23 protein-coding genes are annotated in these 25,664 nt (G+C 58.4%); 9 read left to right on the top strand and 14 right to left on the bottom strand.

Annotated features, from left to right (window positions below; all coding sequences use genetic code 11):
- The first annotated feature begins 6 nt into the window (after window positions 1-6).
- The gene (gene hemH, locus D5066_RS04655) at window positions 7-969 is read left to right on the top strand and encodes a ferrochelatase (protein ID WP_119915213.1); all 963 of its coding nucleotides are present in this window, start codon (window positions 7-9) and stop codon (window positions 967-969) included.
- Between the two features lie 62 nt (window positions 970-1,031).
- Complete coding sequence (locus tag D5066_RS04650) at window positions 1,032-2,336, top strand: inosine/guanosine kinase (protein WP_119915212.1); 1,305 nt, start codon at window positions 1,032-1,034, stop codon at window positions 2,334-2,336.
- Between the two features lie 80 nt (window positions 2,337-2,416).
- Here the strand turns inward: D5066_RS04650 and ybaL are convergent, their stop codons facing one another.
- Both ybaL and D5066_RS04640 read right to left on the bottom strand, forming a co-directional pair.
- Window positions 2,417-4,093 carry a YbaL family putative K(+) efflux transporter gene (gene ybaL, locus D5066_RS04645; RefSeq protein ID WP_119915211.1) on the bottom strand — a complete coding sequence of 559 codons (1,677 nt, stop codon included), beginning with the start codon at window positions 4,091-4,093 and terminating at the stop codon, window positions 2,417-2,419.
- Between the two features lie 228 nt (window positions 4,094-4,321).
- Window positions 4,322-5,542, bottom strand: coding sequence for an MFS transporter (locus D5066_RS04640; RefSeq protein ID WP_080328029.1), 1,221 nt, complete (start codon window positions 5,540-5,542; stop codon window positions 4,322-4,324).
- 164 nt (window positions 5,543-5,706) lie between these two features.
- Here D5066_RS04640 and ushA point away from each other — a divergent pair, with 164 nt between their 5' ends.
- Window positions 5,707-7,359 (top strand): bifunctional UDP-sugar hydrolase/5'-nucleotidase UshA, encoded by a 1,653-nt coding sequence (ushA, locus tag D5066_RS04635; protein ID WP_119915210.1) that lies wholly within the window; start codon window positions 5,707-5,709, stop codon window positions 7,357-7,359.
- A 90-nt stretch (window positions 7,360-7,449) separates the two neighbouring features.
- Here the strand turns inward: ushA and ybaK are convergent, their stop codons facing one another.
- The 3 genes from ybaK to copA all read right to left on the bottom strand — a co-directional run bounded on the left by ybaK (window position 7,450) and on the right by copA (window position 11,471).
- Window positions 7,450-7,929 carry a Cys-tRNA(Pro)/Cys-tRNA(Cys) deacylase YbaK gene (gene ybaK / locus D5066_RS04630; protein WP_119915209.1) on the bottom strand — a complete coding sequence of 160 codons (480 nt, stop codon included), beginning with the start codon at window positions 7,927-7,929 and terminating at the stop codon, window positions 7,450-7,452.
- A gap of 198 nt (window positions 7,930-8,127) precedes the next feature.
- Complete coding sequence (locus tag D5066_RS04625; protein ID WP_119915208.1) at window positions 8,128-8,922, bottom strand: TraB/GumN family protein; 795 nt, start codon at window positions 8,920-8,922, stop codon at window positions 8,128-8,130.
- A gap of 50 nt (window positions 8,923-8,972) precedes the next feature.
- Window positions 8,973-11,471 carry a copper-exporting P-type ATPase CopA gene (gene copA / locus D5066_RS04620; RefSeq protein WP_119915207.1) on the bottom strand — a complete coding sequence of 833 codons (2,499 nt, stop codon included), beginning with the start codon at window positions 11,469-11,471 and terminating at the stop codon, window positions 8,973-8,975.
- A gap of 108 nt (window positions 11,472-11,579) precedes the next feature.
- Here copA and cueR point away from each other — a divergent pair, with 108 nt between their 5' ends.
- Window positions 11,580-11,990 carry a Cu(I)-responsive transcriptional regulator gene (cueR, locus tag D5066_RS04615; protein ID WP_080328025.1) on the top strand — a complete coding sequence of 137 codons (411 nt, stop codon included), beginning with the start codon at window positions 11,580-11,582 and terminating at the stop codon, window positions 11,988-11,990.
- Here cueR and D5066_RS04610 read toward each other — a convergent pair.
- The 3 genes from D5066_RS04610 to D5066_RS04600 form a co-directional block, all read right to left on the bottom strand.
- Window positions 11,987-12,439: an NfeD family protein gene (locus tag D5066_RS04610; protein WP_119915206.1), complete on the bottom strand. Its 453-nt coding sequence runs from the start codon at window positions 12,437-12,439 to the stop codon at window positions 11,987-11,989. The genes cueR and D5066_RS04610 overlap by 4 nt on opposite strands.
- Complete coding sequence (locus tag D5066_RS04605; RefSeq protein ID WP_008499312.1) at window positions 12,436-13,350, bottom strand: SPFH domain-containing protein; 915 nt, start codon at window positions 13,348-13,350, stop codon at window positions 12,436-12,438. The genes D5066_RS04610 and D5066_RS04605 overlap by 4 nt, the downstream gene beginning before the upstream one ends.
- Window positions 13,351-13,460: 110 nt before the next feature.
- Window positions 13,461-14,318: a hypothetical protein gene (locus tag D5066_RS04600; RefSeq protein WP_119915205.1), complete on the bottom strand. Its 858-nt coding sequence runs from the start codon at window positions 14,316-14,318 to the stop codon at window positions 13,461-13,463.
- 246 nt (window positions 14,319-14,564) lie between these two features.
- Between D5066_RS04600 and fetA the strand changes: the two genes are divergently transcribed.
- Together fetA and fetB are read left to right on the top strand one after the other, a co-directional pair.
- Window positions 14,565-15,236 carry an iron efflux ABC transporter ATP-binding subunit FetA gene (gene fetA, locus D5066_RS04595; RefSeq protein WP_119915204.1) on the top strand — a complete coding sequence of 224 codons (672 nt, stop codon included), beginning with the start codon at window positions 14,565-14,567 and terminating at the stop codon, window positions 15,234-15,236.
- Window positions 15,229-16,011 (top strand): iron efflux ABC transporter permease subunit FetB, encoded by a 783-nt coding sequence (gene fetB / locus D5066_RS04590; RefSeq protein WP_080328021.1) that lies wholly within the window; start codon window positions 15,229-15,231, stop codon window positions 16,009-16,011. The genes fetA and fetB overlap by 8 nt, the downstream gene beginning before the upstream one ends.
- 87 nt (window positions 16,012-16,098) lie before the next feature.
- Here the strand turns inward: fetB and D5066_RS04585 are convergent, their stop codons facing one another.
- From D5066_RS04585 to tesA, 3 genes are read right to left on the bottom strand one after another with little or no spacing between them, the layout of a single operon-like run.
- Entirely contained in the window at window positions 16,099-16,953 is an 855-nt protein-coding gene (locus D5066_RS04585; protein ID WP_119915203.1) for a co-chaperone YbbN, read from the bottom strand.
- A gap of 58 nt (window positions 16,954-17,011) precedes the next feature.
- Window positions 17,012-17,821: an SDR family oxidoreductase gene (locus D5066_RS04580; RefSeq protein ID WP_119915202.1), complete on the bottom strand. Its 810-nt coding sequence runs from the start codon at window positions 17,819-17,821 to the stop codon at window positions 17,012-17,014.
- Entirely contained in the window at window positions 17,811-18,434 is a 624-nt protein-coding gene (gene tesA / locus D5066_RS04575) for a multifunctional acyl-CoA thioesterase I/protease I/lysophospholipase L1 (RefSeq protein ID WP_119915201.1), read from the bottom strand. Before tesA ends, D5066_RS04580 begins: the two co-directional genes overlap by 11 nt.
- Here tesA and ybbA point away from each other — a divergent pair.
- The 3 genes from ybbA to D5066_RS04560 all read left to right on the top strand — a co-directional run bounded on the left by ybbA (window position 18,405) and on the right by D5066_RS04560 (window position 22,830).
- Window positions 18,405-19,091 carry a putative ABC transporter ATP-binding protein YbbA gene (gene ybbA / locus D5066_RS04570; protein WP_119915317.1) on the top strand — a complete coding sequence of 229 codons (687 nt, stop codon included), beginning with the start codon at window positions 18,405-18,407 and terminating at the stop codon, window positions 19,089-19,091. The two genes, tesA and ybbA, sit on opposite strands and share 30 nt — an antisense overlap.
- Entirely contained in the window at window positions 19,088-21,502 is a 2,415-nt protein-coding gene (gene ybbP / locus D5066_RS04565) for a putative ABC transporter permease subunit YbbP (RefSeq protein WP_119915200.1), read from the top strand. The genes ybbA and ybbP overlap by 4 nt, the downstream gene beginning before the upstream one ends.
- A gap of 182 nt (window positions 21,503-21,684) precedes the next feature.
- Window positions 21,685-22,830: a porin gene (locus tag D5066_RS04560; protein ID WP_119915199.1), complete on the top strand. Its 1,146-nt coding sequence runs from the start codon at window positions 21,685-21,687 to the stop codon at window positions 22,828-22,830.
- A gap of 95 nt (window positions 22,831-22,925) precedes the next feature.
- Here D5066_RS04560 and mnmH read toward each other — a convergent pair whose 3' ends face one another.
- From mnmH to purE, 3 genes are all read right to left on the bottom strand, one after another.
- The gene (gene mnmH, locus D5066_RS04555; protein WP_119915198.1) at window positions 22,926-23,996 is read right to left on the bottom strand and encodes a tRNA 2-selenouridine(34) synthase MnmH; all 1,071 of its coding nucleotides are present in this window, start codon (window positions 23,994-23,996) and stop codon (window positions 22,926-22,928) included.
- A gap of 84 nt (window positions 23,997-24,080) precedes the next feature.
- Window positions 24,081-25,148: a 5-(carboxyamino)imidazole ribonucleotide synthase gene (gene purK, locus D5066_RS04550; RefSeq protein WP_119915197.1), complete on the bottom strand. Its 1,068-nt coding sequence runs from the start codon at window positions 25,146-25,148 to the stop codon at window positions 24,081-24,083.
- A complete protein-coding gene (purE, locus tag D5066_RS04545) occupies window positions 25,145-25,654 on the bottom strand; it encodes a 5-(carboxyamino)imidazole ribonucleotide mutase (RefSeq protein ID WP_119915196.1) in 510 nt (169 codons plus the stop codon). Before purE ends, purK begins: the two co-directional genes overlap by 4 nt.
- Window positions 25,655-25,664 lie beyond the last annotated feature (10 nt).

The following is a 25,664-nucleotide window of genomic DNA, read 5'->3' as shown; positions in this document are numbered from 1 at the left end:
GCGTGAATGAGTCAGGCGAAAACCGGCATCCTGCTTGCCAATCTGGGCACTCCAGAAGCACCTACATCAGACGCGGTAAAACGCTACCTGCGACAATTTTTAGGCGACACGCGCGTCGTGGATACGCCAAGACTGCTGTGGTGGCCGCTGCTGCGTGGTGTCATTCTGCCGATTCGTTCTCCGCGCGTCGCCAAACTCTATCAGTCCGTGTGGATGGAAGAGGGCTCGCCGCTGATGGTGTACAGCCGTCGTCAGGAAAAAGCGCTGGCTGCCCGCCTGCCGGATATGCCCGTCGCGCTTGGCATGAGCTACGGTAAACCTTCGCTGGAAAGCGCCGTCGACGCGCTGCTGGCGCAGGGCGTGGACCATATCGTCGTGCTGGCCTTGTATCCGCAGTACTCCTGCTCGACGGTGGCCGCCGTCTGGGACGAGCTGGCCCGCATTCTGGCGACCCGCCGCCGCATTCCGGGCGTGACCTTTATTCGCGATTACGCCGATAACGATCTCTACATCAAGGCGCTTGCAAGCAGCGCCCGCGCGTCGTTTGAGAAGCACGGCGAGCCGGATCTGCTGCTGCTCTCCTATCACGGGATCCCGCAGCGCTTCGCCAACGAAGGGGATGATTACCCGCAGCGCTGCCGCGATACCACCCGCGAGCTGGTCTCCGCCCTCGGCCTGCCGCCGGAGAAAGTGATGATGACCTTCCAGTCGCGCTTTGGCCGCGAGCCGTGGCTGACGCCGTACACCGATGAAACCCTCAAAATGCTCGGCGAGAAGGGCGTGAAGCACATTCAGGTGATGTCGCCGGGCTTCTCGGCAGACTGTCTGGAAACGCTGGAGGAGATCGCGGTGCAAAACCGGGAATTTTTCCTTGAGGCCGGTGGCGAAAAGTACGAGTACATTCCGGCGCTTAACGACTCACCTGAGCATATCGACATGATGGTCTCGCTGGTGACGAACAGCCGCTGATCGCACTCCGGGCCGGGTTTGTGCTACCATTCCCGGCCCATATTCTTCGTACAGTTCAGACCATGAAATTTCCCGGTAAACGCAAATCCAAACACTACTTTCCTGTTGATGCTCGCGATCCGCTCCTGCAGCAAATCCAGCCTGAAAATGAAACCAGCGCTGCCTGGGTCGTGGGTATCGACCAGACGCTGGTGGATATTGAAGCGAAAGTGGATGATGAGTTTGTCGCCCGCTATGGTCTGAGCGCCGGACACTCGCTGGTGATTGAAGACGACGTTGCCGAAGCGCTGTACCAGGAGCTGGTGCGCGAAAACCTGATTACCCATCAGTTCGCCGGCGGCACCATCGGCAACACCATGCACAACTACTCGGTGCTGGCAGATGACCGTTCGGTCCTGCTCGGCGTGATGTGCAGCAATATCGAAATCGGTGGCTACGCCTACCGCTACCTGTGCAACACCTCCAGCCGTACCGACCTGAACTATCTTCAGGGCGTTGACGGCCCGATTGGCCGCTGCTTTACGCTGATCGGCGAATCCGGCGAACGTACCTTTGCCATCAGTCCGGGCCACATGAATAAACTGCGCGCGGAAAGCATTCCCGAAGAAGTGATCGCGGGCGCCTCGGCGCTGGTGCTGACGTCGTATCTGGTGCGCTGCAAGCCGGGCGAGCCGATGCCGGAAGCGACCATGAAGGCGATTGAGTACGCCAAAAAGTACGATGTGCCGGTGGTGTTAACCCTGGGCACTAAATTTGTGATTGCCGATAACCCGGAGTGGTGGCAGGCGTTCCTGAAGGAGCACGTCTCGATTCTGGCGATGAACGAAGAAGAGGCCGAAGCGCTGACCGGCGAGAGCGATCCGCTGCTGGCATCTGACAAAGCGCTGGACTGGGTGGACCTGGTGCTTTGCACTGCTGGCCCGGTTGGGCTCTATATGGCAGGTTTTACGGAAGAAGAGAGCAAACGCAAAACCCAGCACCCGCTGCTGCCGGGCGCGATTGCCGAGTTTAACCAGTACGAGTTCAGCCGCGGCATGCGCTACAAAGATTGCGTCAATCCGCTGCGTATCTACTCTCATATCGCGCCGTATATGGGCGGGCCGGAGAAGATCATGAACACCAACGGTGCGGGCGACGGTGCACTGGCGGCGCTGCTGCACGATATTACCGCTAACGCCTACCACAAAACCAACGTGCCGAACTCCAGCAAGCACAAGTTCAGCTGGCTGACCTATTCGTCGCTGGCGCAGGTGTGTAAGTACGCGAACCGCGTGAGCTATCAGGTGCTGAATCAGCATTCTCCGCGCTTAACGCGCGGTCTGCCGGAACGAGAAGACAGCCTCGAAGAGGCGTACTGGGATCGTTGATTGCTAAAAGAAAACCCCTCACCCTAACCCTCTCCCCCATGGGGAGAGGGCCGGGGTGAGGGGGAACCAGACCGCACAAGCTAGCCCGTCACCCCTTCTTCAACCGGCGGCTTCGTCAGCAGCGTCAGCATGGTGTTCGCAATCTCGCGCTCGCCCATCACTACCTGGTTCGCACCGCGCTCGGTGATGTAGTCCACCTCATCGTCATAATGCGCCCGGGCGATAATCTCGATATTCGGGCACTTCTCTCGGGCGGACGCCACAATCTCACCCGCTTCATAGCCGTTAGGTATGGTCAGCAGCAGCCAGCGGGCGCAGTCCAGATGCGCCAGCTCCATGATCTCTTCGTTCGCCGCATTGCCCAGCACCGCACGAATGCCGCGCTCGCGCAGCTCGTCGACGCGGGTGCGCGACGTTTCTATCACCACCAGCGGGATCCCCTGCGCCATCAGCTTCTCACCGAGCAGGCTGCCGACGCGGCCAAAGCCCACCAGCAGGGCGTGATTACAGATATCCACCGGGATCTGCTTCTCTTCTTCCGTTGCCTCTTCCAGCGTCTGCTCTTCGAGGGTTTCGGTCTTCTCAAGGTATTTTTCCAGCAGGGCAAACAATACCGGGTTTAGCATGATGGAGAGGATTGCCCCCGCCAGCACCAGATTTTGCCCCGCCTGTGGCAGCAGGTTCAATGCCATGCCCAGACCGGCCAGAATAAAGGCGAACTCACCGATCTGCGCCAGGCTGGCGGCAATCGTCAGCGCCGTACGCGGCGAGTGGCCAAACATCCGTACCAGGAAGAAGGCGGCGAGCGATTTACCAAAGATAATGATTGCCAGCGTGCCCAGCACGGCGAGCGGCTGCTGGATGAGGATCAGCGGGTCGAACAGCATCCCGACGGAGACAAAGAACAGCACTGCAAACGCATCACGCAGCGGCAGAGTATCGTGCGCCGCGCGGTGGCTCAGCTCGGACTCGTTCAGCACCATCCCGGCGAAGAACGCGCCCAGCGCGAAGGAGACGTCGAACAGTTCGACGGCGCCAAAGGCAATGCCCAGCGCCAGCGCAAGGACGGAGAGCGTAAACAGCTCGCGGGAGCCGGTCGCCGCGCTGCGGGACATGATCCACGGTACCAGACGGCGACCCACCAGCATCATGATGGCGATAAATGCCACAACCTTACCGATGGTGATACTCATATCCAGCGCCAGTGAGGCGAAGCCGATGTTGTCTTTTTCCATCATCCCGGCGACGGCAGGCAGCAGCACCAGCGTCAGCACCATCACCAGATCTTCCACAATCAGCCAGCCTATCGCGATCTGCCCGCGCTGGCTGTCTATCAGCTGTCTCTCTTCAAGCGCGCGCAGCAGCACCACGGTACTGGCGGTGGAGAGGCACAGCCCAAAGACGATGCCGGTCATTAATGACCAGCCAAGGAGTGCCGAAAGCGCCATCCCCAGCAGCGTCGCCACCCCTATCTGGGCGATCGCTCCGGGTATGGCGATCGACTTTACCGCCATCAAATCCTTCAGGGAAAAATGCAGGCCGACGCCAAACATCAGCAGAATCACGCCCAGTTCCGCCAGTTCCGGTGCCAGTTTGGTATCCGCTACGAAGCCTGGCGTAAACGGACCCGCCAGTACACCTGCCAGTAAATAACCGACAAGAGGAGAAATACGCAGTTTATTGGCAATCATGCCGAGGATAAAAGCGAGCACAAGTCCACCAACAATGGTGGTGATAAGCGGTGTGGCGTGATGCATTCCGTCTCCTTTCGTTGTGGGTGTTCCTTTTTGGCGAAAACCAAAAACCGAGTAACAGTTTATGACAATTTTCGTGATTATGTTTATGAATAATTGTTGAAGTTTGAATAAAACGGCAATAAGCACTCAAAAAAGTGCATTTTGCTACATTCAGAGGGGGGAGAGGGAGGAGAGCCTTATGGCATCAGGGGGATGCGCCGCCAAAGTAAAACTTTGGCGGCATGTATATCAGGCTTTATGACGGTTATCAGGCAGGAATATGGTCAACATCCCCAGAAGTGGCAGGAAAGCGCAGATTTTATAGACCAGGAAGATGCTGGTGTGATCCGCAACCATCCCTAACACCGCAGCCCCAAGGCCACCCATACCAAAGGCGAAGCCGAAAAAGAGCCCGGAAACCATACCGATACGTCCGGGCAGCAGTTCCTGAGCATAGACCAGGATGGCGGAAAACGCGGATGCGAGGATAAAACCAATTATCACGGTCAAAATCCCTGTCCATTCCAGGCTGGCGTAGGGCAAAATAAGGGTAAACGGCGCTACGCCGAGGATAGAGCCCCAAATCACGTATTTACGCCCGATTTTATCGCCAACTGGCCCGCCAATTACCGTTCCTGCGGCCACCGCGAAGAGGAAGGCAAACAGGTGGAACTGCGCGTTTTGTACCGATAATCCGAATTTTTGCATCAGATAAAAGGTGTAATAGCTGCTGATGCTCGCCATATAGAAGTATTTCGAGAAAATCAGCACCAGCAGTACGGATACGGCCAGAATAACCTTGTTGCGCGGGAGGGGATTGATAACCTTCGCTACAGGTTTGCCCTTGTTTACACGATGCTGAGCGGCGTACCAGCGGCTGATCTGTGCCAGCACAACAATCGCCAGCAGGGCGGCCAGCACAAACCACGCTACGTTGCCTTTGCCGTACGGGGCGATGATTACCGCCGCCAGCAGCGGGCCGAGGGAGCTGCCGAAGTTACCGCCTACCTGGAAGAGCGACTGTGCCAGCCCGTGACGGCCACCGGAGGCCATACGCGCCACGCGTGAGGACTCGGGATGGAAGACGGACGAGCCGGTTCCCACCAGCGCGGCGGCGAGCAGAACCGCTTCAAAACTGCCTGCCATCGCCAGCAGCACCAGCCCGCTTAAGGTAAAGCACATGCCAATCGGCAGCGACCACGGCATCGGGTATTTATCCGTCCAGTAGCCCACCACCGGCTGCAGCAGCGAAGAGGCCAGCTGGAAGGTCAGGGTGATCATCCCGATCTGCACAAAGGTTAATGAGAACTCGGCCTGCAGCAGCGGATAGATTGCCAGAATCAATGACTGGATCATGTCGTTGAGCAGGTGCGAGAGACTGATTGCGCCTAATACTTTAAAGGAAGTGCGCGATTTCGGCGGTGACGCCGGAGCGCCCTGGACGGGCTGGGTTGATTCACTGATTGCCATAAATACCACGTCGATTTGTTATTAGAGATGCAGGGAGTAATTATTATCCGACTAACATACCCGCCTGTGACATTTGAAGAAAGTCGCAATTCTGAAAACTTATTTGTCTATTCTTGTTAGTCACTGTAATTTTTGCCTTTGTCTATTGGTCAGGGAGAGAGAAGATGAAGTTAATGAAGCGGGGCGTCGCGCTGATGCTTATTGCCGCATGGGGCATGGTAAGCCTGCCCGCGCAGGCGTATGAAAAAGATAAAACCTATAAAATCACCATTCTGCATACCAACGATCACCACGGTCATTTCTGGCGCAGCGAATACGGCGAATATGGCCTGTCGGCGCAAAAAACGCTGGTGGACGGCATTCGCAAAGAGGTGGCGGCCCAGGGCGGCAGCGTACTGCTGCTGTCCGGCGGAGATATTAATACCGGCGTGCCGGAATCCGATTTACAGGACGCTGAACCCGATTTTCGCGGCATGAACCTGATTGGCTACGACGCGATGGCCGTCGGCAACCACGAGTTCGATAATCCGCTGAGCGTGCTGCGCCAGCAGGAGAAGTGGTCCAAATTCCCGTTCCTCTCTGCCAATATTTATCAGAAAAGCACCGGTGAACGTCTGTTTAAGCCGTGGGCGCTGTTTAAGCGTCAGGATCTCAAAATCGCGGTCATTGGTTTAACCACCGACGACACGGCGAAAATTGGCAACCCTGAGTTCTTCACCGATATAGAATTCCGCAAACCGGCAGACGAAGCGAAGCTGGTGATCCAGGAGCTGCAGCAGAACGAAAAGCCGGACGTGATTATCGCCACTACCCACATGGGGCACTACGACAACGGTGAGCACGGCTCCAATGCGCCGGGCGACGTGGAGATGGCGCGCAGCCTGCCGGCAGGTTCGCTGGCAATGATTGTGGGCGGTCACTCACAGGATCCGGTGTGCATGGCGTCGGAGAACAAAAAGCAGGTGGACTACGTGCCGGGCACGCCGTGCGCGCCGGACCGTCAGAACGGGATCTGGATTGTACAGGCGCATGAGTGGGGTAAATACGTGGGCCGGGCGGACTTTGAGTTCCGCAACGGCGAGATGAAGCTGGTGCATTATCAGCTCATCCCGGTCAACCTGAAGAAGAAAGTCACCTACCCGGACGGGAAAAGTGAGCGCGTACTTTACACGCCAGAGATTGCTGAAAACCAGCAGATGCTCTCCCTGCTGACGCCGTTCCAGAATAAAGGCAAAGCGCAGCTGGACGTGAAAATCGGCACGCTGAACGGTCGTCTGGAAGGGGACCGCAGTAAAGTCCGTTTCGTGCAGACCAACATGGGCCACCTGGTGCTGGCCGCGCAAATGGCGCGTACCGGTGCTGACTTTGGCGTTATGAGCGGCGGCGGCATTCGTGACTCTATCGAAGGCGGAAACATCACCTATAAAGACGTGCTCAAAGTGCAGCCGTTCGGCAACGTGGTGGTCTATGCGGATATGAGCGGGAAAGAGGTGATTGACTACCTGACCGCCGTGGCGCAGATGAAGCCGGACTCGGGTGCCTATCCGCAGTTCGCGAACGTCAGCTTTGTGGCGAAGGACGGCAAGCTCAACGATCTGAAAATCAAAGGCGAGCCGGTAGACCCTGCGAAAACCTACCGTCTGGCGACGTTGAGCTTTAACGCCACTGGCGGCGACGGCTATCCGCACATCGATAATAAACCGGGCTACGTAAACACTGGCTTTATTGATGCGGAAGTGCTGAAGCAGTACATCGAGCAGAACTCGCCGATTGACGTGAACGCGTATGAGCCGAAGGGCGAGGTGAGCTGGCAGTAGTGCGGGTGTTTTGCCGGGTGGCGGCTTCGCCTTACCCGGCCTACATTCGAATCGTAGGCCCGGTAAGCGCAGCGCCACCGGGCAATTTTCTCAATCCCGGCGCGCAATATCCGCAAACTTCGCGTCCAGCATTTTCGCCAGATCGCCCGCGGCCAGTTCAATATCCAGCCCGCGTTTACCGCCCGAAATATAGATCGTCTCAAACGCCTGTGAAGGCGCATCAATCAGCGTCGGCAGGCGTTTTTTCTGCCCGAGCGGGCTGATCCCGCCGACCAGGTAGCCCGTGGTGCGTTGCGCAACCATCGGGTCCGCCATATCCACCTTTTTCGCCCCCAGCGCCTTCGCCACTTTTTTGAGATCGAGCTGCCCGGCAACGGGCGTTACTGCCACGGCGAGGTGCTTCATATCGCCATTCACCGCGACCAGCAGCGTCTTATACACCTGGTCCGCGTTCAGCCCCAGCTTGCGCACCACTTCATCACCAAAATTGGTTTCATTCGGATCGTGATCGTAGGTATGGATCCGGAAAGAAATGTTGTTTTTTTCGAGTAATTTAACGGCGGGAGTCATAGCTATCCTTCTTACGACAGACAATTCATGCAGCCAGCATACGCCTGACGTTTGTCTAAAAAATAGCACCATCTTGCGCAATAGTGTTGGCAGTGATGGTCACTTTGAGCGACAATCGGCTCAGCCGAAGGTCACTTCGGTATAATAAAAACTATGAAATTCCTCTTTGACGGGCCAATAGAGATATTGGCCATTTTTTTATTTCAGCAGCGACGGCAAATTCCCTTCTCCGTACAAATGCAGCGCCCCGACCGCGACCACGTACTCTCCCGCAGGTAACGCATGCAGCGTCTCTCGCCAGGCTTTGTTGCGCGCATTCATCAGCACATCGTAAAGCGATTCACTGAACGTCGACGGTAAGGCCAGCTTACCGTCCGCAGGCGGTGCATCCAGCCACCAGCCAATCATGGTTTGCAGCAGACGCGCGTTGGTGTGCCAGTGGGTCAGGGTATCATCCAGCAGCATCAGACCGTCGTCAGGAAGCTGGCGCAGGAGCGCAATCTGGCTGTCCGTCCCTTCCAGCTCGATGATGGGCATACGGCGCGCCCGCGCCACGTTCAGCAGCTGGTAATCAATGCCGTAATCACCGCGCAGGCCCAGACGCTGCGCCTGCGTGGCCTGTAGCACCATGGCAATCTGCCAGAGCGGCAGGGTGTCAATCATGGAGAGCGACACGCCGGTTTCATCTGCGACGCGCGTCAGTTCCGCAAGCTGGGTTTCATCCAGACGTTCCGTCAGGGGGAGATCGCTTTCCAGCCCGGCAAACGGTGACTCCTGACCCGAAATATCCGCCTCAACGACCAGCGCGTCGGCGCGTTTTAGCCGTTTTATCAGGCCGGGTGGCAGGGGAGACATGTCCTGGGTGCCCATATGGATGCTGCCGACCAGGTGCAGGTGTTGCCCGCCGGGGAGTGAGATATCCAGACCGGGCCAGGCGTAACGGCGAGGAAAGAGGGCGCGAAACGATGTTTTTAGACGATTAAACAGACCCATACGCGCTCCATGACCGGAAATGTTCATGCTAGCGCGTACGGGTACAAGGTTCAATCCTTCGGTTTAAACCACAGCAGACGGTTGGCGTTGCTCACTACGGTAATGGAGGAGAGCGCCATCGCCGCACCCGCGACCACCGGGTTCAGCAGGGTTCCGGTCAGCGGCCACAAAATCCCGGCGGCAATCGGAATACCGAGCGAGTTATAGACGAACGCCCCCAGCAGGTTCTGCTTCATGTTGCGCAACGTAGCTTTCGAAATGGCCAGCGCGTCGGCAACGCCCATCAGGCTATGGCGCATCAGCGTAATGGCGGCGGTTTCAATGGCGACATCGCTCCCGCCGCCCATGGCAATCCCCACGTCCGCCTGAGCCAGCGCTGGGGCGTCGTTGATGCCGTCGCCCACCATCGCCACCTGGCGACCCTGACTTTGCAGTTTTTTGATGGCGTCCGCTTTACCGTCCGGCAGCACGCCCGCAATGACCTCATCAATTCCGGCCTCTTTCGCGATGGCGTTGGCAGTGGTCGGGTTATCCCCGGTCAGCATCACCAGACGATAGCCCGCGCGGTGCAGACGCTGTAAGGCATCCACGCTGTCCTGGCGAAGCGGATCGCGCACGGCCAGCAGCGCGGCGGCTTTGCCATCCACCGCCAGCAGAACCGGGGTGGCACCCTGAGACGCCTGCGCTTTCAGCTCGCTTTCCAGCGCGCTGGTATCAACACCGTTTTCATTCAGCAGCGCCTGGTTGCCCAGCAGCAGCGCGTGGCCGTCGGCTTCACCGCTGACGCCGAGCCCGCGCAGGGTGCGGAAATTGTTGACCTGCGGCAGGGCGGCATCGCCCGCTTTATCGAGAATGGCGCGGGCCAGCGGGTGGCTGGAGCCCTGCTCCAGCGCGGCGGCGAGACGCAGCGCCTCTTCTTCCGCAATGCCAGTTGTGCTCACGGCCACCACCTGCGGTTTGCCTTCGGTCAGCGTACCGGTTTTATCAAAGACAATTGTATCCAGTGTGCTCGCCCGCTGCAGGGCATCCGCATCACGGACCAGCACGCCAAACTCGGCGGCGCGGCCCACGCCGGAGATGATCGACATCGGCGTCGCCAGGCCGAGGGCACACGGACAGGCGATGATCAGCACCGTGGTGGCGATCACCAGGGTGTAGACAATCTGCGGCGCCGGGCCGAAGAGATACCAGATCGCGGCGCTCAGCAGGGCAATGCCGACCACCACCGGCACAAAAATGGCCGAGATTTTGTCAGCAAGCTGACCAATTTCCGGCTTGCTGCTTTGGGCCTGGCGGACCATGCGGATAATGCGCGAAAGGGTGGTATGGCTGCCGACGGCGCTGGCGCGGAACAGCACGCTGCCGTCCTGCACTACCGTACCCGCATGGACCGCGTCGCCCTGGGATTTTTGCTGGGGGATCGGCTCCCCGGTCAGCATCGCTTCATCCAGCCAGGCGTCGCCCTGGGTGATTTCACCGTCGACGGGCACCCGGTCGCCGGTGGTCAGGCGCAGCGTCATGCCCGGCTGCACCTCCGCCAGCGGGACGCTTTTCTCCCCGTCGTCTGTGACCACGCGAGCCGTTGGCGGGGTTAAATCGAGCAAACGTTCCAGCGCTTTCGAGGAGCGCTGACGCGCGCGCGCTTCCAGCATGTGGCCCAGGTTAATCAGGCCGATAATCATCGCGCTGGCTTCATAATAGAGATGGCGGGCTTCCATCGGGAACCACTGGGGCCAGACGTTCACGCTCATGGAGTACAGCCATGCCGCGCCGGTACCGAGCGCGACCAGGGTATCCATCGTCGCCGTGCGGTTTTTCAGGCTCTTCCAGGCGCTGGTATAAAAATGCCCGCCTGCAAAGACCATGACCGCAAGGGTAATCAGACCAATCACCAGCCACAGCGTGCGGTTGTCTGCGGTGACCATCATGTTGTCACCCATCATGCCCCACACCATCACCGGAATACCCACCAGCAGGGCGACAATCGCCTGCCAGCGGAAGCGCTTCATGGTGGCAATAGCCGTTTCCTGCTGGCGCTCGCGGCGTTCGGCGTCATCTTCGATGGCCTCCGCCCCGTAGCCCGCTTTTTCCACGGCCTGCACTAACTCTGCGGCGGAGGCACTGCCCATCACCAGCGCAGTACGCTCCGCAAGGTTGACCCGTGCCTGCGCGACGCCCGGTACGGCCTGCAAGGCGTTTTGTACCCGGGAAACGCAGCTGGCGCAGCTCATGCCGTTGATCAGCAGCTGTTGGCTGTCATCAATATCATCAGCTGCCGGAAGCTCAGGAGTGGCCGCTGTCAGTGCTTCCGACGGGGATGATGACTCTGCCAGCGGTTTAGCCTTTGGGTGGCTTAACTCCGCCCCGTAACCGGCCTGTTTAATGGTATCAATTAGCGCGTCGGCGCTGGCGCTGCCGGTCACGGCGGCATGATCGATAGTCACGTCAGCGCTTTCCACATCAGGGCGCTGTTCCAGGCTTTCTTTAACGCGTTTGACACAGTGGCCGCAGGAGAGGCCGTCCAGCGTCAGGTCGATAGTGTGAGACATAACAAAACTCCCGTATAATATATTGGTCAGTTGTTGACCGGAGTAACGCTTTTCGCTAACTGTTATGAAGGTTAAACCTTCCATCAAGGGGAAGGTCAAGGGGGAAATGTGAATATCAGTGACGTGGCCAAAAAAACCGGCTTAACCAGCAAGGCAATCCGCTTTTATGAAGAGAAGGGGCTGGTAACGCCGCCGCTGCGCAGTGAAAACGGCTACCGCAGCTACACGCAGCTGCATCTGGATGAACTGACGCTGCTGCGCCAGGCAAGACAGGTGGGGTTTAACCTGGAAGAGTGCGGCGAGCTGGTTAACCTGTTTAACGATCCGAAGCGCCACAGCGCCGACGTGAAAAAACGCACGCTGGAAAAAGTGGCGGAGATTGAACGCCACATCATCGAGCTACAGGCGATGCGCGAACAGCTGCTGCAGCTGGCGGAATCCTGCCCGGGTGATGACAGCGCCGACTGCCCGATTATCGATAATCTTGCCGGCTGCTGTCATCGCAAAACCCATGCTTAGCAGGCTTTCACCCGCAGGGTAATGGCTTCCACCGCAATGACCTCAACCCGCGTGCCGGCGCTGAGGTCGTCATCGGCCACCACGGGCCACGAGCTGTCGCCCACCCGCATGTGCCCGCGCCCGTTCACCAGCGCGCTGTCGAGCGTAAAACGCTTGCCGACAATTTGCTGCCCGCGCTGGTTGAGATGCGCATCGACCGGCTTCTGCGCCTTCACCCGCTTGTTCAGCCAGCGCCACCACAGCCAGGCGGCGACCAGCGTCAGCACGGCAAACAGCGCACCCTGCCACGCCCAGTCCAGAGGAAGGATCCAGACCAGCAGGCCCGTAATGACCGCGGCAACACCGCTCCAGAGCAGGTAGCCGTTGCCGCCAAGCATCTCCGCCGCCAGCAACAAGCCACCGAGGCTTAGCCAGAAGGCATGAGGATGTGCAACGATGAGCTCAATCATTTTTTACGCTCGTTTCCGCTGTCTTTGATCAGTTCGGCGATCCCCGCGATAGAGCCCATCAGGCTGCTGGCATCCAGCGGCATCATCACCACTTTGCTGTTGTTCGCGGAGCCGATCTCTTTCAGCGCATCGGTATATTTTTGTGCGACGAAGTAATTCACGGCCTGGATATCACCGGCGGCAATCGCCTCGGAGACCATCTGCGTCGCACGGGCTTCCGCTTCTGCGGAACGTTCACGCGCTTCCGCCTGTAAGAACGCGGACTGACGATCACCCTCCGCTTTCAGGATCTGCGACTGTTTTTCCCCTTCCGCTTTGAGGATCTCCGCCTGACGGACCCCTTCGGCTTCCAGAATATAGGCACGCTTGGTACGCTCGGCCTTCATCTGGGCGTTCATGGAGGCGATCAGCTCCGCCGGTGGACGCACGTCGCGGATCTCAATACGGGTGACTTTGATCCCCCACGGGTTCGTGGCCTCATCAACAATGTGCAGCAGGCGGGTATTGATGCTGTCGCGCTGGGAGAGCATTTCGTCCAGCTCCATCGAGCCGAGCACGGTACGGATGTTGGTCATTGTCAGGTTGACGATCGCCAGCTCCAGGTTGCTCACTTCATACGCCGCTTTCGGCGCGTCAATCACCTGAATAAAGCAGACGGCATCAATGGTCACGTTGGCGTTATCTTTGGAGATCACTTCCTGAGAAGGGATATCCAGCACCTGCTCCATCATGTTGATCTTGCGGCCAATCCGGTCCATGAACGGAACAATCAGGCTTAGGCCGGGCTGCAGCGTGTTGGTATAGCGACCGAACCGCTCAACGGTCCACTGGTAACCCTGAGGGACAATCTTGACACCTGCGCCCACAATAACCAGCGCAACAAAAATAAGGACAGGAACAACGATGAGCATAAAAACCTCCTGTTTTGCATGCTTTGATAAGAGAAAATGCGTGTGTACTGTGCGTAAGTATATCGGTTAACGGGTTAAAATTCGCCCTGCCCGTCGGGTGGGGCAGAGCGTTAGTGGTAGATGTAGGTAAAATCAGCGATCAGCGCATCCTCACCCGCGTCAGCGATGGCTTTCGACAGGCCGTGGTAGAAGGTCTCCAGCCCGATTTCCTCTACCTGACGCAGCTGCTCGCGGATCGGCGCGCAGAACAGTTCCGCATTGCCGGCGCCCACGCGCTTGTTGTTCGGCGGAAGCTGGCCGGTGATCCCTTTGAACCAGGTGCGTACCGCGCCCTTCAGAGAGGTGGGCGCGTCGTTGACGGCGTCGTGTCCCGTCAGGATTTGCAGCGTCGGGAACTGGTCAGCAAAGACTGCCGCTTTCATGCGCGTATAAAACTGGCCAAAGAGTTCGAAAGACTGCAGATCGGTGACTTTGGGTTTGGTCGTTTTGCCCTGGACATTACCAGCCTTTTTCGCCGCAGGCTGCGCGGACGCTATCTTATTGAGCTGCAGATCGAACAGCAGGTTAGCGTGTTCGCGTCTTTTATTCACGTCCGGGAAACGCTCGATAAACGCGCGGATAAACTCCGGCGTCATGAGATCGGCAAAATCATGGTTGACCAGCCACTGACCGCGGGCAAATTCACCGGGAGACTGGAACCAGGCCGGAACCTTGCCGGGTTTGAACTCTTTCACATTCCCTTTGCCGTCGATTTCAACGAAGCGAGTACCGTTATCAAATGCAAAGCGGCAATTCTTGAGCTGAATGACCGGCTTCATTTTCAGCAGGCCTTTAACAAACCGGACAAGCTCCCCGCCAAACACATAAGCCGTAATGGATTCTGAAGCAATAGCGGCAAGAAGCTGATCGATGGTTTTCACGCCGGGTTCAAGTTCAGAAAACTCATAAAAAGTGTGAATATTAGTCATTCTGGTACTTCCTTATTGTGTTGCGGGCAGAGCTTAACACCACTTTAACGAATGTTCTAAACCAGCGATGCGGAAGTGTCGCTAAGGTCACGTCGTAAACTGTAAAGCGAAAGTGTAAAGCATGTCTAATGAATACAGGTTAAACGCAATAGGAAGTCATGACGAAAAAGGGCGCGGCTAAAACGCGTTGTGACGAACGTGCGGCGCGGATTATGCTAATAACGCTCAGGGGGTACTGGAAAAAATATGAACAACGAAAATGCAGTATTGCAGATCAAGGACGTCGGCTTTCGAGTGGGAAACAGCACGATCCTTCAACACGTCGGGTTTAGCCTTTCTCCCGGTGAGTTCAGGCTGATAACGGGGCCATCAGGCTGCGGTAAAAGCACCTTACTGAAAATTGTGGCTTCACTGTTAAGCCCCACGGAGGGAACCATTCTGTTTGAAGGGCAGGATATCGCGATGCTTTCCCCGGAAAGCTATCGTCAGCAGGTCTCTTATTGTGTACAAACGCCAGTGCTTTTTGGCGACACGGTCTATGACAACCTGATTTTCCCGTGGCAAATCCGCAATAAAACGCCGGAGCCGGAAAAATTCCAGAGCGATCTGGCGCGCTTTGGCCTCGCGCAGGAGACGCTGACCAAATCCATCAATGAACTCTCGGGCGGAGAGAAGCAGCGCGTCTCGCTGATCCGTAATCTGCAGTTTTTACCGAAAGTGTTGCTGCTGGACGAGATTACCAGCGCGCTCGATGACGCCAACAAACGCAACGTCAACGAGATTATTCATCGTTACGCCCGCGAGCAGAAAATTGCCGTGCTGTGGGTGACGCACGACTCAAACGAAATTACCCATGCGGACGACGTGATTACGCTCCAGCCGCACGGCGGGAAAATGCAGGAGGCGGACCGTGGGTGAGCATAACATTACCAATGAATCACTGGCGTTTTCGATGGTGCTGGTGCTGATTGCTATCGTCGTCAGCTACCGGGAAAAGCTGGGGCTGGAAAAAGATATTGTCTGGAGTATCTGCCGCGCGGTGGTTCAGCTCATCATCGTCGGCTATGTGCTGAAGTATATATTCAACGTCAACCACGCGGTGCTGACGCTGCTGATGGTGCTCTTTATCTGCTTTAACGCGGCGTGGAACGCGCAAAAGCGCAGTAAGTACATTGATAAGGCGTTCATTTCGTCGTTTATCGCGATTACCACCGGGACGGCGCTCACCCTGGCGGTGCTGGTGCTCTCCGGCTCGATTGAGTTTACGCCGATGCAGGTGATCCCTATCTCCGGGATGATTGCGGGGAACGCCATGGTGGCCGTTGGGCTCTGTTATAACAACCTCGGCCAGCGTTTCAGCAGCGAACAGCAGCAGTTGCAGGAGAAGTTAAGCCTGGGGGCGACGCCAAAAGTGGCCTCGGCGCGGCTGATCCGCGAGAGCATTCGTTCATCGCTGATCCCAACGGTGGATTCAGCCAAAACGGTGGGGCTGGTGAGCCTGCCGGGCATGATGTCGGGGCTGATTTTTGCCGGTATCGATCCGGTAAAAGCAATTAAGTATCAGATCATGGTGACGTTTATGCTGCTTTCTACGGCAAGCCTGTCAACCATCATTGCCTGTTACCTGACGTATAGGAAGTTCTACAACGCGCGCCACCAGCTGGTGGTGACGCAGTTGAAAAACGTGCGCTGATTGTGCCGGGCGGCACTGCGTTTGCCCGGCCTACGATTCGTGCTTTTGTAGGCCCGGTAAGGCGAAGCCGCCACCGGGCAAAGTGCATCAATATAACAACGCGTACAGCTGGCGACGATACTTCGACGCCAGCGCGTCTCCGGTGCCCAGCGCGGCCAGGATCTCCTGGAACATCTTACGTGCCTGACCGTCTGCGGCAGCCAGGTCTTTTTGCAGATGGCTGAACAGCAGTTCCAGCGCCTCTTCGTTACGTCCCACCTGATGCAGCTGCAGCGCCAGCTGGCTTGCCAGCGCGGCATCCGCCGGGTTGTCGGCTACCTGCTGCTGCAGCTGCTGAATTTCCGGGGTGTCCGCCGCCTGCTTCAGCAGCTCAATCTGCGCCACCAGCCCCTGATAGCGGGTGTCCTGATCCTGCATTGGAACCGTCCTGAGTACGGCTTCCGCGTCTTCTGAACGGTGCAGGGCGATCTGTGTTTCCGCCAACAGCAGGCCAATCTGGCTGTTCTGGTTCGACAGTTGCCATGCCTCTTTAAGCAGCGGCAGCGCCTCGTCGTATTTGCCTTCCTGCATCAGCGCCATGCCTTCCTGCGCTTTCAGCTCTTCTTCGCGCGGCAGCACTTTATCCAGCAGGGCGCGGATAGCCTCTTCCGGCTGCGGCCCCTGGAAGCCGTCAACAGGCTGACCGTTCTGGAACAGATAGACGGTTGGAATGGCGCGCAGACCGAACTGCGACGCGACCATCGGCTCGGCGTCACAGTCCAGCTTAGCGAGAATGAACTGACCGTTGTACTGCGCGGCAAGGCTTTCCAGTACCGGCGTCAGCTGCAGGCAGTGCTGGCTGCGCTCAGACCAGAAGTAGAACAGCACCGGTTTGGTCATCGACTGTTCGAGGACCTGTTGCAGGTTTGCTTCTGTAATATTGACGATATTCTGTACGGACATGCGGCTTTCTCTTTTGTCGGTTTACTCTTTACATGGGGATGAGCGTCGTCGCTTCAACTCAGCCGTGCAAAATTTTGTCCATTATCCGGCCCGGCAGCAGGCGTTTTAACCAGCCTACGGCATGGGTGACCAGCGTCACCGGATAGCGCATTTTGGGATGCTCGCTCTCAAAAGCATGGCGAACTTTGGCAACCACTGCCTCTGGGCCGAGGGTAAAGCGTGCGGCAATGCCGGGGTTTTCGACCGGCTTGTCCGCCTGTGTCTGGTTCACGTTTTCGGTAAAGCGGGTGCGGATCGGGCCGGGTTCAATCAGGCTGACCTTGATGCCGCTGTGGCGCAACTCCATACGCAGGGCATCGGACCACGCTTCCAGCGCATATTTACTGGCAGCGTAGGCGCCGCGTCCCGGGGTGGAAATCAGCCCCATCACTGACGATGTCATCACGATCCGCCCTTCACCGTGCGGCAGCATGGCCGGGAGCAGACGCATAGTGAGCTGATGGACGCCGAAGAAATTGGTCGAAAACTGCTTCTCCAGCGTTTCGCGCGAGAGCGTATCGAGCGGGCCATACACGCCGTAACCGGCGTTATTAAAGAGCCCGTACAGACGATTGTCGGTCAGGGCTATCACCTTGTCGGCGGCGCATTCAACGCTCTCCGGCGAGTCCATATCCAGCAGCACGCCGGTAAAGCCCAGCCCGTTCATGCGCTCGACATCGTCAGGCTTGCGGCAGGCTGCCAGCACCCGAAATCCCTGGCGTTTTAGCTCAAGTGCGCTCTCAAGGCCGATTCCGCTGGAACATCCTGTTATTAAGACCGATTTTTGCATAACTTTACCTGTCAGGAACTCCGCTGAATTACGAGTCATGTTTAACTAAAGGAGCCAGCCGCGTTGCCATCCAGTCGGCAATAAACGGCTGCGCATCGCGATTGGGATGAATACCGTCGTCCTGCATCCACTGGGGTTTGAGATAGACCTCTTCCATGAAAAATGGCAGGAGCGGAATATCAAACTCTTTGGCAAGCTTAGGGTAGATCGCGCTAAAGGCCTCATTATACCGACGACCGTAGTTGGCGGGCAGGCGAATTTGCATCAGCAGCGGCTGGGCGTTTGCCGCCTTGATGTCCTGCAAAATGGTGCGCAGCGTTTGCTCGGTTTGCTGAGGCTGGAAGCCACGCAGGCCGTCATTACCGCCAAGCTCAACCAGCACCCAGCGCGGCTGATGCTGCTTGAGCAACGAAGGCAGGCGCGACAGCCCCTGCTGCGAGGTGTCGCCGCTGATGCTGCCGTTGACAACGGTTGTCTTGCTTTGCCATTTGTCGTTGAGCAGAGCCGGCCAGGCCGCGCTGGCCGCCATGCGGTAGCCCGCGCTCAGGCTGTCGCCAAGAATCAGTAACGTGTCCGCTGCCGCCGCGCGGAAGGTCATCAGCATCAAAAACAGGAAGGGCAAATGCCAGCGGAAAACAGTGTTGAAGTTCATCGTCTTAAGAAGTCCGTCGGTCAGGGGGAGCAGGAGCTTTCAATCCTTACCGGAGTTGAACTCGTTGTCAAACGCGCCGAAACCATCGCGCTGATTGGCGAATCCGGTTCCGGCAAGTCCACGCTGCTGGCGATTCTGGCCGGTCTGGACGACGGCAGCAGTGGGGAAGTCCACCTGGTCGGGCAACCGCTGCACCAGCTTGATGAAGAGGCGCGGGCCGCGCTGCGCGCGCGCCATATCGGTTTTGTCTTTCAGTCCTTTATGCTGATCCCGACCCTGAACGCGCTGGAAAACGTCGAACTTCCGGCGCTGCTGCGCGGTGAAAACAGCCGCGAAAGCCGCACGCAGGCGAAGACGCTGCTGGAACAGCTCGGCCTGGGCAAGCGCCTCGACCATCTTCCCGCACAGCTTTCCGGCGGCGAGCAGCAGCGCGTGGCGCTGGCGCGGGCGTTTAACGGCCGCCCGGAAGTGCTGTTTGCCGATGAGCCCACCGGCAACCTTGACCGTAAAACCGGCGACAAAATTGCTGACCTGCTGTTTTCGCTTAACCGCGAACATGGCACTACGCTGATCCTCGTGACCCACGATCCGCAGCTCGCCGCCCGCTGCGACCGCCGCCTGCGGCTGGTGAACGGTATCCTTCAGGAGGAAGCATGATCGCCCGCTGGTTCTGGCGCGAATGGCGCTCGCCCTCGCTGCTGATTGTCTGGCTGGCGTTAAGCCTGGCGGTGGCCTGCGTGCTGGCGCTCGGCAGCGTCAGCGATCGCATGGAAAAAGGGCTCAGCCAGCAGAGCCGCGAGTTTATGGCGGGGGACCGGGCGCTGCAGAGCTCTCGCCCTGTGCCGTCGGGCTGGATTGACGAAGCGCGCAAAGAAGGGCTGAAGGTGGGGGAGCAAATCACCTTCCAGACCATGACCTTCGCGGGAGATACCCCGCAGCTCGCCAGCGTCAAGGCCGTGGACGACATCTACCCGATGTACGGGGAATTACAAACCAGCCCGCCGGGGTTAAAACCGACGCCCGGCACGGTGCTGCTGGCATCTCGTCTGATGGCGCTTCTGAACCTGAAACCTGGTGACAGTATCGACGTCGGCGACGCGACGCTGAACATCGCCGGGGAAGTGGTGCAGGAGCCCGACTCCGGCTTTAACCCGTTCCAGCTTGCGCCGCGCCTGCTGATGAACACTGCCGACGTTGCGGCAACCCATGCCGTTCAGCCGGGAAGCCGCGTCACCTGGCGCTACAAGTTTGGCGGGACGCCTGCCCAGTTGGAGGCGTATGAAAAATGGCTTCTGCCGCAGCTCAAGCCGGAGCATCGCTGGTACGGGCTGGAGCAGGACGAAGGGGCGCTGGGTAAATCTCTTGAACGTTCTCAACAGTTCCTGCTGCTGTCTGCGCTGTTAACTCTGCTGCTGGCGGTGGCGGCGGTTGCCGTGGCGATGGGGCACTACTGCCGCAGCCGCTACGACCTGGTGGCGATCCTCAAAACTCTCGGCGCGGGGCGGGCGCAGCTGCGCAGGCTGATCGTCGGCCAGTGGCTGATGCTGCTGGTTCTCTCTGCGCTTACCGGCGGAATAATAGGGCTGCTGTTTGAAAAACTGCTGATGGTGATGCTGAAACCGGTGCTGCCAGCCGCCTTGCCCCCGGCCAGCCTCTGGCCTTGGCTGTGGGCGATAGGTGCGATGACGGTGATCTCGGTGCTGGTGGGGCTGCGCCCGTACCGCCTGCTGCTCGCCACGCAGCCGCTGCGGGTGCTGCGCAACGATGTGGTGGCGAACGTCTGGCCGCTGAAGTTCTATCTTCCGGTGATTATTGCTGTTGCGGTCGGGCTGCTGGCCTGGCTGATGGGCGGCAGCACGCTGCTGTGGGCCGTGCTGGCCGGGGCGGTTGTACTGGCGCTGTTGTGCGGCGTGCTGGGCTGGCTGTTGCTCAACGTTCTTAGAAAGCTGACGGTCAAATCGCTGCCTGTGCGGCTGGCGGTCAACCGCCTGCTGCATCAGCCATGGTCAACGCTCAGCCAGCTGTCGGCCTTTTCGCTGTCGTTTATGCTGCTGGCGCTGCTACTCGTGCTTCGCGGCGATCTGCTGGATCGCTGGCAGCAGCAGCTTCCTCCGGAAAGCCCGAACTATTTCCTGATCAACATTGCCCCAGAACAGGTGACGCCGCTGAAGGGTTTCCTGTCGGAGCACCACATTATCCCCGAGTCGTTCTATCCCATCGTTCGCGCCCGACTGACGCAGATAAACGGCCAGTCGACGGAGGGAAATAAAGACGAATCGCTGAACCGCGAACTTAACCTGACCTGGCAGGAGAAACGCCCGGATCACAACCCGATAACCGCCGGCACCTGGCCGCCGAAAGCGGGGGAGGTGTCGATGGAAGAGGGGCTGGCGACGCGTCTGAACGTGAAGCTCGGGGACAGCGTCACCTTCACCGGTGATACCCAGGATTTTACTGCCAAAGTCACCAGCCTGCGTAAAGTGGACTGGGAAAGCCTGCGGCCGAACTTCTTCTTTATCTTTCCGCCAGGCGCGCTGGACGGACAGCCGCAGAGCTGGCTGACCAGCTTCCGCTGGGAAAACGGCAACGGCATGTTGACCCAGCTTAACCGGGAATTCCCGACGGTCAGCCTGCTGGATATTGGCGCGATCCTGAAACAGGTGGGACAGGTGCTGGAGCAGGTGAGCCGCGCGCTGGAGGTGATGGTGGTGCTGGTGACAATCTGCGGCGTGCTGCTGCTGCTGGCTCAGGTGCAGGTGGGCATGCGCCAGCGTCATCAGGAGCTGATAGTCTACCGCACGCTTGGCGCGGGCAAGCGCCTGCTGCGCATGACGCTCTGGAGCGAATTTGCTTTACTGGGGCTGGTGGCAGGGCTGGTCGCGGCGATTGGTGCAGAGACGGCGCTGGCGGTGCTCCAGACAAAGGTCTTCGACTTCCCGTGGGAGCCTGACTGGCGTCTCTGGCTGATCCTGCCCCTCTGCGGCGCGGGGCTGCTCTCGCTTTGCGGTGGCTGGCTCGGCACGCGATTGTTAAAGGGCAAAGCCCTTTTCCGCCAGTTTGTGAATTGATTTAGCATGGTGATAATTACGCACCGGGTTTTATGCCGGTGCGTAGCACATAAATAGCACAAAGTGATAACGCTATAGCGTTTAGTAGCACAAAACATTAAAAACCCGTCCACACAGCCCGATTATTTCCAGTTAATATTCACCCGCTAAATATTTAGCAGCGTGTCTATTAAGGAAAAATAATGACTATAAAAAAATCAGCGCTGGCGGCAACGATCGGCGCGGCAGTGGCATTGACTACTTTTGCATCTCAGGCAGAAATCACCGTACTTAAGCAGGATCCTCAGGCGGGTAACCCGCTGAGCCGCCTGAACTTCACCGTTGGCGGCAGTATTCGTCCTCAGTTCCAGAACATGACCGGCGACGACGGTAAAAACAGCTACAAGCGTAACGGCTTTGACGGCGGCACCCGTTTCCGTTTCGCGGCTGATTACTACCTGTTTGATGACATCAGCTGGATCAGCTACTACGAGCTGGGCGTGAACATTCCTGCGCAGTTCAACTGGGATCACCACTACGCAGACGGTGCGCACGACACGTCTCGTCGTATGCTCTACACCGGTCTGAAGAGCGACACCTGGGGTACGCTGACCTTCGGTCAACAGAACAGCGTTTATTATGATGTGGTGGGTGCGAAAACCGATATCTGGGACTACGACATGATCGGTCAGGCACCGGGTAACGGTATCAACGGCGACTACGACGGTTCTTATCGTTCACGCCAGATGCTGAAATATAAGAAAACCGTGGGCGATGCCGACATCTATGCATCTTACCTGTTTGAAGACAGCGAATACCTGCCGGGCAACGGCCTGCGCTACAAGCGCAAAGGCGGCGGCTCACTGGGTATCGATTACCACCTGACCACCGACCTGACCTGGGGCGCCGCGTGGAACTACACCCGTGCGGACATGCGTAACCCGGACAACGGCGACAGCAAAACCTACGACCAGAACATCCTCGGTACTGCGCTGAGCTGGACGCCGGACAACTGGACCTTCTCCGCGGGCGGCGGCTGGTACCAGAACTTCTTGACCACCAAAAAAGTGTCTGTTAACGACTATTTCGCCGGTGATGCATGGGGTATTGAATACTTTGCGGGTTACAAATTCCCAATCGGTCAGTACGCGGTGAAATCCATCCAGCCTTACTTCATGGGTGACCGTATTGAGTACGTGAATGGCCGTAACTACCAGCGTATCGACAACGGCGTGGGTATCAGCTTCCAGCTGGATTACGGTTTCCGCGTGGATTACGAACACGTGTTCACCTCCAGCACCGACAACCTGGGTGACATGAACCTGGTGCGTCTGCGTTACGACTTCTAAGGCACCCTCAGCCTAACCTTCTCCCTGAAAGGGAGAGGGAACAGTCGGGTAGCACATGTAGGCCGGGTAAGGCGTAGCCGCCACCCGGCTTTCTTTTAGCGATTAAGCCAGTCAGCGACCTCGACATACGTCCCGCGAAAAATAATCTTCTCCGCCTTTTTCTCCAGCTGATAGCCGTACATCGGGTCGTAATAGTCATTCAGGAGCGGTACAAGCCAGCTGAAGTGTGCGTCAGTGCTGCCCGTTCGCTGTTGTTCGGCAAGTGCAGCGTCCAGCAGCGCCGTAAATTCCGCAAAACGCTGCTGCCCCAGACGACGGCGAATGGCGAACAGGCCGTGATGCAGGTACTCGCTGTACTCTTTCCAGCCCGCTTCTTCACCGTAAGCAGCAGAAAAATCGGCCCACATATGGTCGAAATACTCTTCGCGCAGGCGCTCCAGGCGGACGTCAAAGGGGTCTTCGACGACAACGATAGGGGCGTCAACCATGCGGTCGCGCAGGCACTCCGGGAGATGGTTGGAGCCAATCATCCGGCCTTCGTCTTCCAGCACCCAGCGCGTGGCGTCTTTTTTCAATAGCTCAACCGCAAGGTGATTTTCAAAGCTGGCCTGGGAAAGCTGCGGCGTGAGCGTGCGGCCAAACGACGATCCGCGATGGTGCGCCAGCCCTTCCAGATCAATGCCCTGTGCGTGCTGCTTCACCAGCAGGGTTTTACCGTTTCCGGTACAGCCGCCAATAAGCACCATCGGCTTTTGCGACTGCTCAATGGTCACCTGAATCGCCGTCTGACGCAGGGCCTTATAGCCGCCGCGGATCAGCGGGTAGTCGACGCCCGCTTCTTTCAGCCAGGCCTGCGAGATATGTGAACGCTGGCCGCCGCGCGCGCAGCAGAGATAGCCCTCAGGATGGGCAAGGCTGGCTTCCAGCCAGGCGTTGATGCGCGCGTCGCGCGTCGCGCCTTTCACCAGATTATGGCCGAGCGCCAGCGCAGCCTCGGGGCCCTGGCGTTTATAGCAGGTGCCGACGGCGGCGCGCTCGTCGTCGTTCATTAAGGGCAGGTTGACTGCCGCAGGCATCGCGCCCTGGGCGAATTCGATCGGCGCGCGAACGTCGATTAAAGGGGTATCAGACGCGAGGATCGCGCGATAGTCCGTTCCATCGTTCATGGTTATTCCAGAAGAAAACTAAGCAGCAATGGGCGGGGATTGTACGCCGGGGAAGGGGAAGGTCAACTCCCCGGCGTGGATGTCTTACTTAAGCTTTGACTGTGCCCAGACAATGCCGCTCGCATATTCCGGCGGCAGGAGAGGGATCATCGCTTCCAGCGTGGCGCTCAGGCGGTCGGTATCGCTGTCGTTCAGGTTGAGGTGACCCACTTTACGACCCGCTCGAACCTCTTTGTCATACCAGTGCAGATGCACCAGCGGCAGCTTCAGCCAGTCGTAGTTCAGATCGGTGCCGATCAGGTTGATCATCACCGACGGGCTGTTGACTACCGGCTGCGGGAGCGGCAGGTCGGTGATGGCGCGCAGGTGCAGCTCAAACTGGCTGATGGACGCGCCGTTTTGCGTCCAGTGGCCGCTGTTGTGCACGCGCGGCGCAAGTTCGTTGATCAGCAGACCCGACGGCGTGACGAAACATTCCATCGCCATCACGCCTACGTAGCCCAGCTCGTGCATGATGGCAGAAAGCATCTCTTCCGCCTGCGCCTGCTGGTCGGCATTTGCCTGCGGGAAGGCGACGCTGGTGCGCAGTATGCCGTCCTGATGCAGGTTATGCGTCAGCGGGTAAAACACCGTGCGGCCATCGTGCCCGCGTGCGCCAACCAGCGACACTTCGCCGCTAAAGTTGATGCCCTGCTCAACGATGCACTCGCCGTAGCAGTCGTCCGGCAGCTCGGTGGTTTCATGCGCGCGCAGGCGCCACTGGCCGCGGCCATCGTAGCCACCCACGCGACGCTTCACGATCGCCAGCTCGCCCAGCATGGCGAAGACGTCATTCCATTCGCTTTTGTCAGACAACAGTTGCCACGGGGCGGTCGCAAGACCGAGCTTGTCGAACAGCTGCTTTTGCGTCAGACGGTCGGCGATGATCGGAAACACGTCGCGGTTCACAAAGGCGTTATGGCGCGCCAGCTCGCGGGTCAGTGCGGTTTCCGGCCAGCGTTCAATTTCGGCGGTGATCATGCTCTGGTGGAACGGCACCGCTTCCGGCTCGGCGTCCAGCCCGACGGGCCAGACGGCAATACCCAGCGGCTCACCGGCCTGACGCAGCATCCGGCCTAGCTGGCCGTTACCGAGGACGCAAACCTGCTTCATGCCGCACCCCGCGGGTCCGGGTTATCCAGCACCTCGTCGGTCTGGGCTTTACGCCACTCCGCCAGACGCTGGTGGAGCGCTTTATCGTGCGTCGCAATAATTTGCGCGGCCAGCAGGGCGGCATTCGCCGCGCCCGCTTTGCCAATTGCGAGCGTGCCGACAGGAATACCGCGCGGCATCTGGACGATGGAGTAAAGGCTGTCCACACCGCTTAACGCGGCGCTTTGAACCGGAACGCCAAGAACCGGCACCAGCGTTTTAGCGGCAATCATGCCCGGCAGATGTGCTGCGCCGCCCGCACCGGCAATGATCACCTCGTAACCGTTCTCTTTGGCGCTTTCGGCGAAGCTGAACAGTTTGTCCGGGGTACGGTGCGCGGAGACCACTTCAACGTGGTGCGGAACATTCAGGATTTCAAAGATTTCGGCGGCGAACTGCATGGTAGCCCAGTCGCTTTTGGACCCCATCACGATGGCGACACGCGCCGGATTATTGCGGGAAGACATGCGTCTTAAA

It is taken from the genome of Enterobacter chuandaensis, assembly GCF_003594915.1.
In the GTDB taxonomy this organism is placed as follows: domain Bacteria; phylum Pseudomonadota; class Gammaproteobacteria; order Enterobacterales; family Enterobacteriaceae; genus Enterobacter; species Enterobacter chuandaensis.
This window is presented reverse-complemented; position numbering and strand designations above follow the sequence as displayed.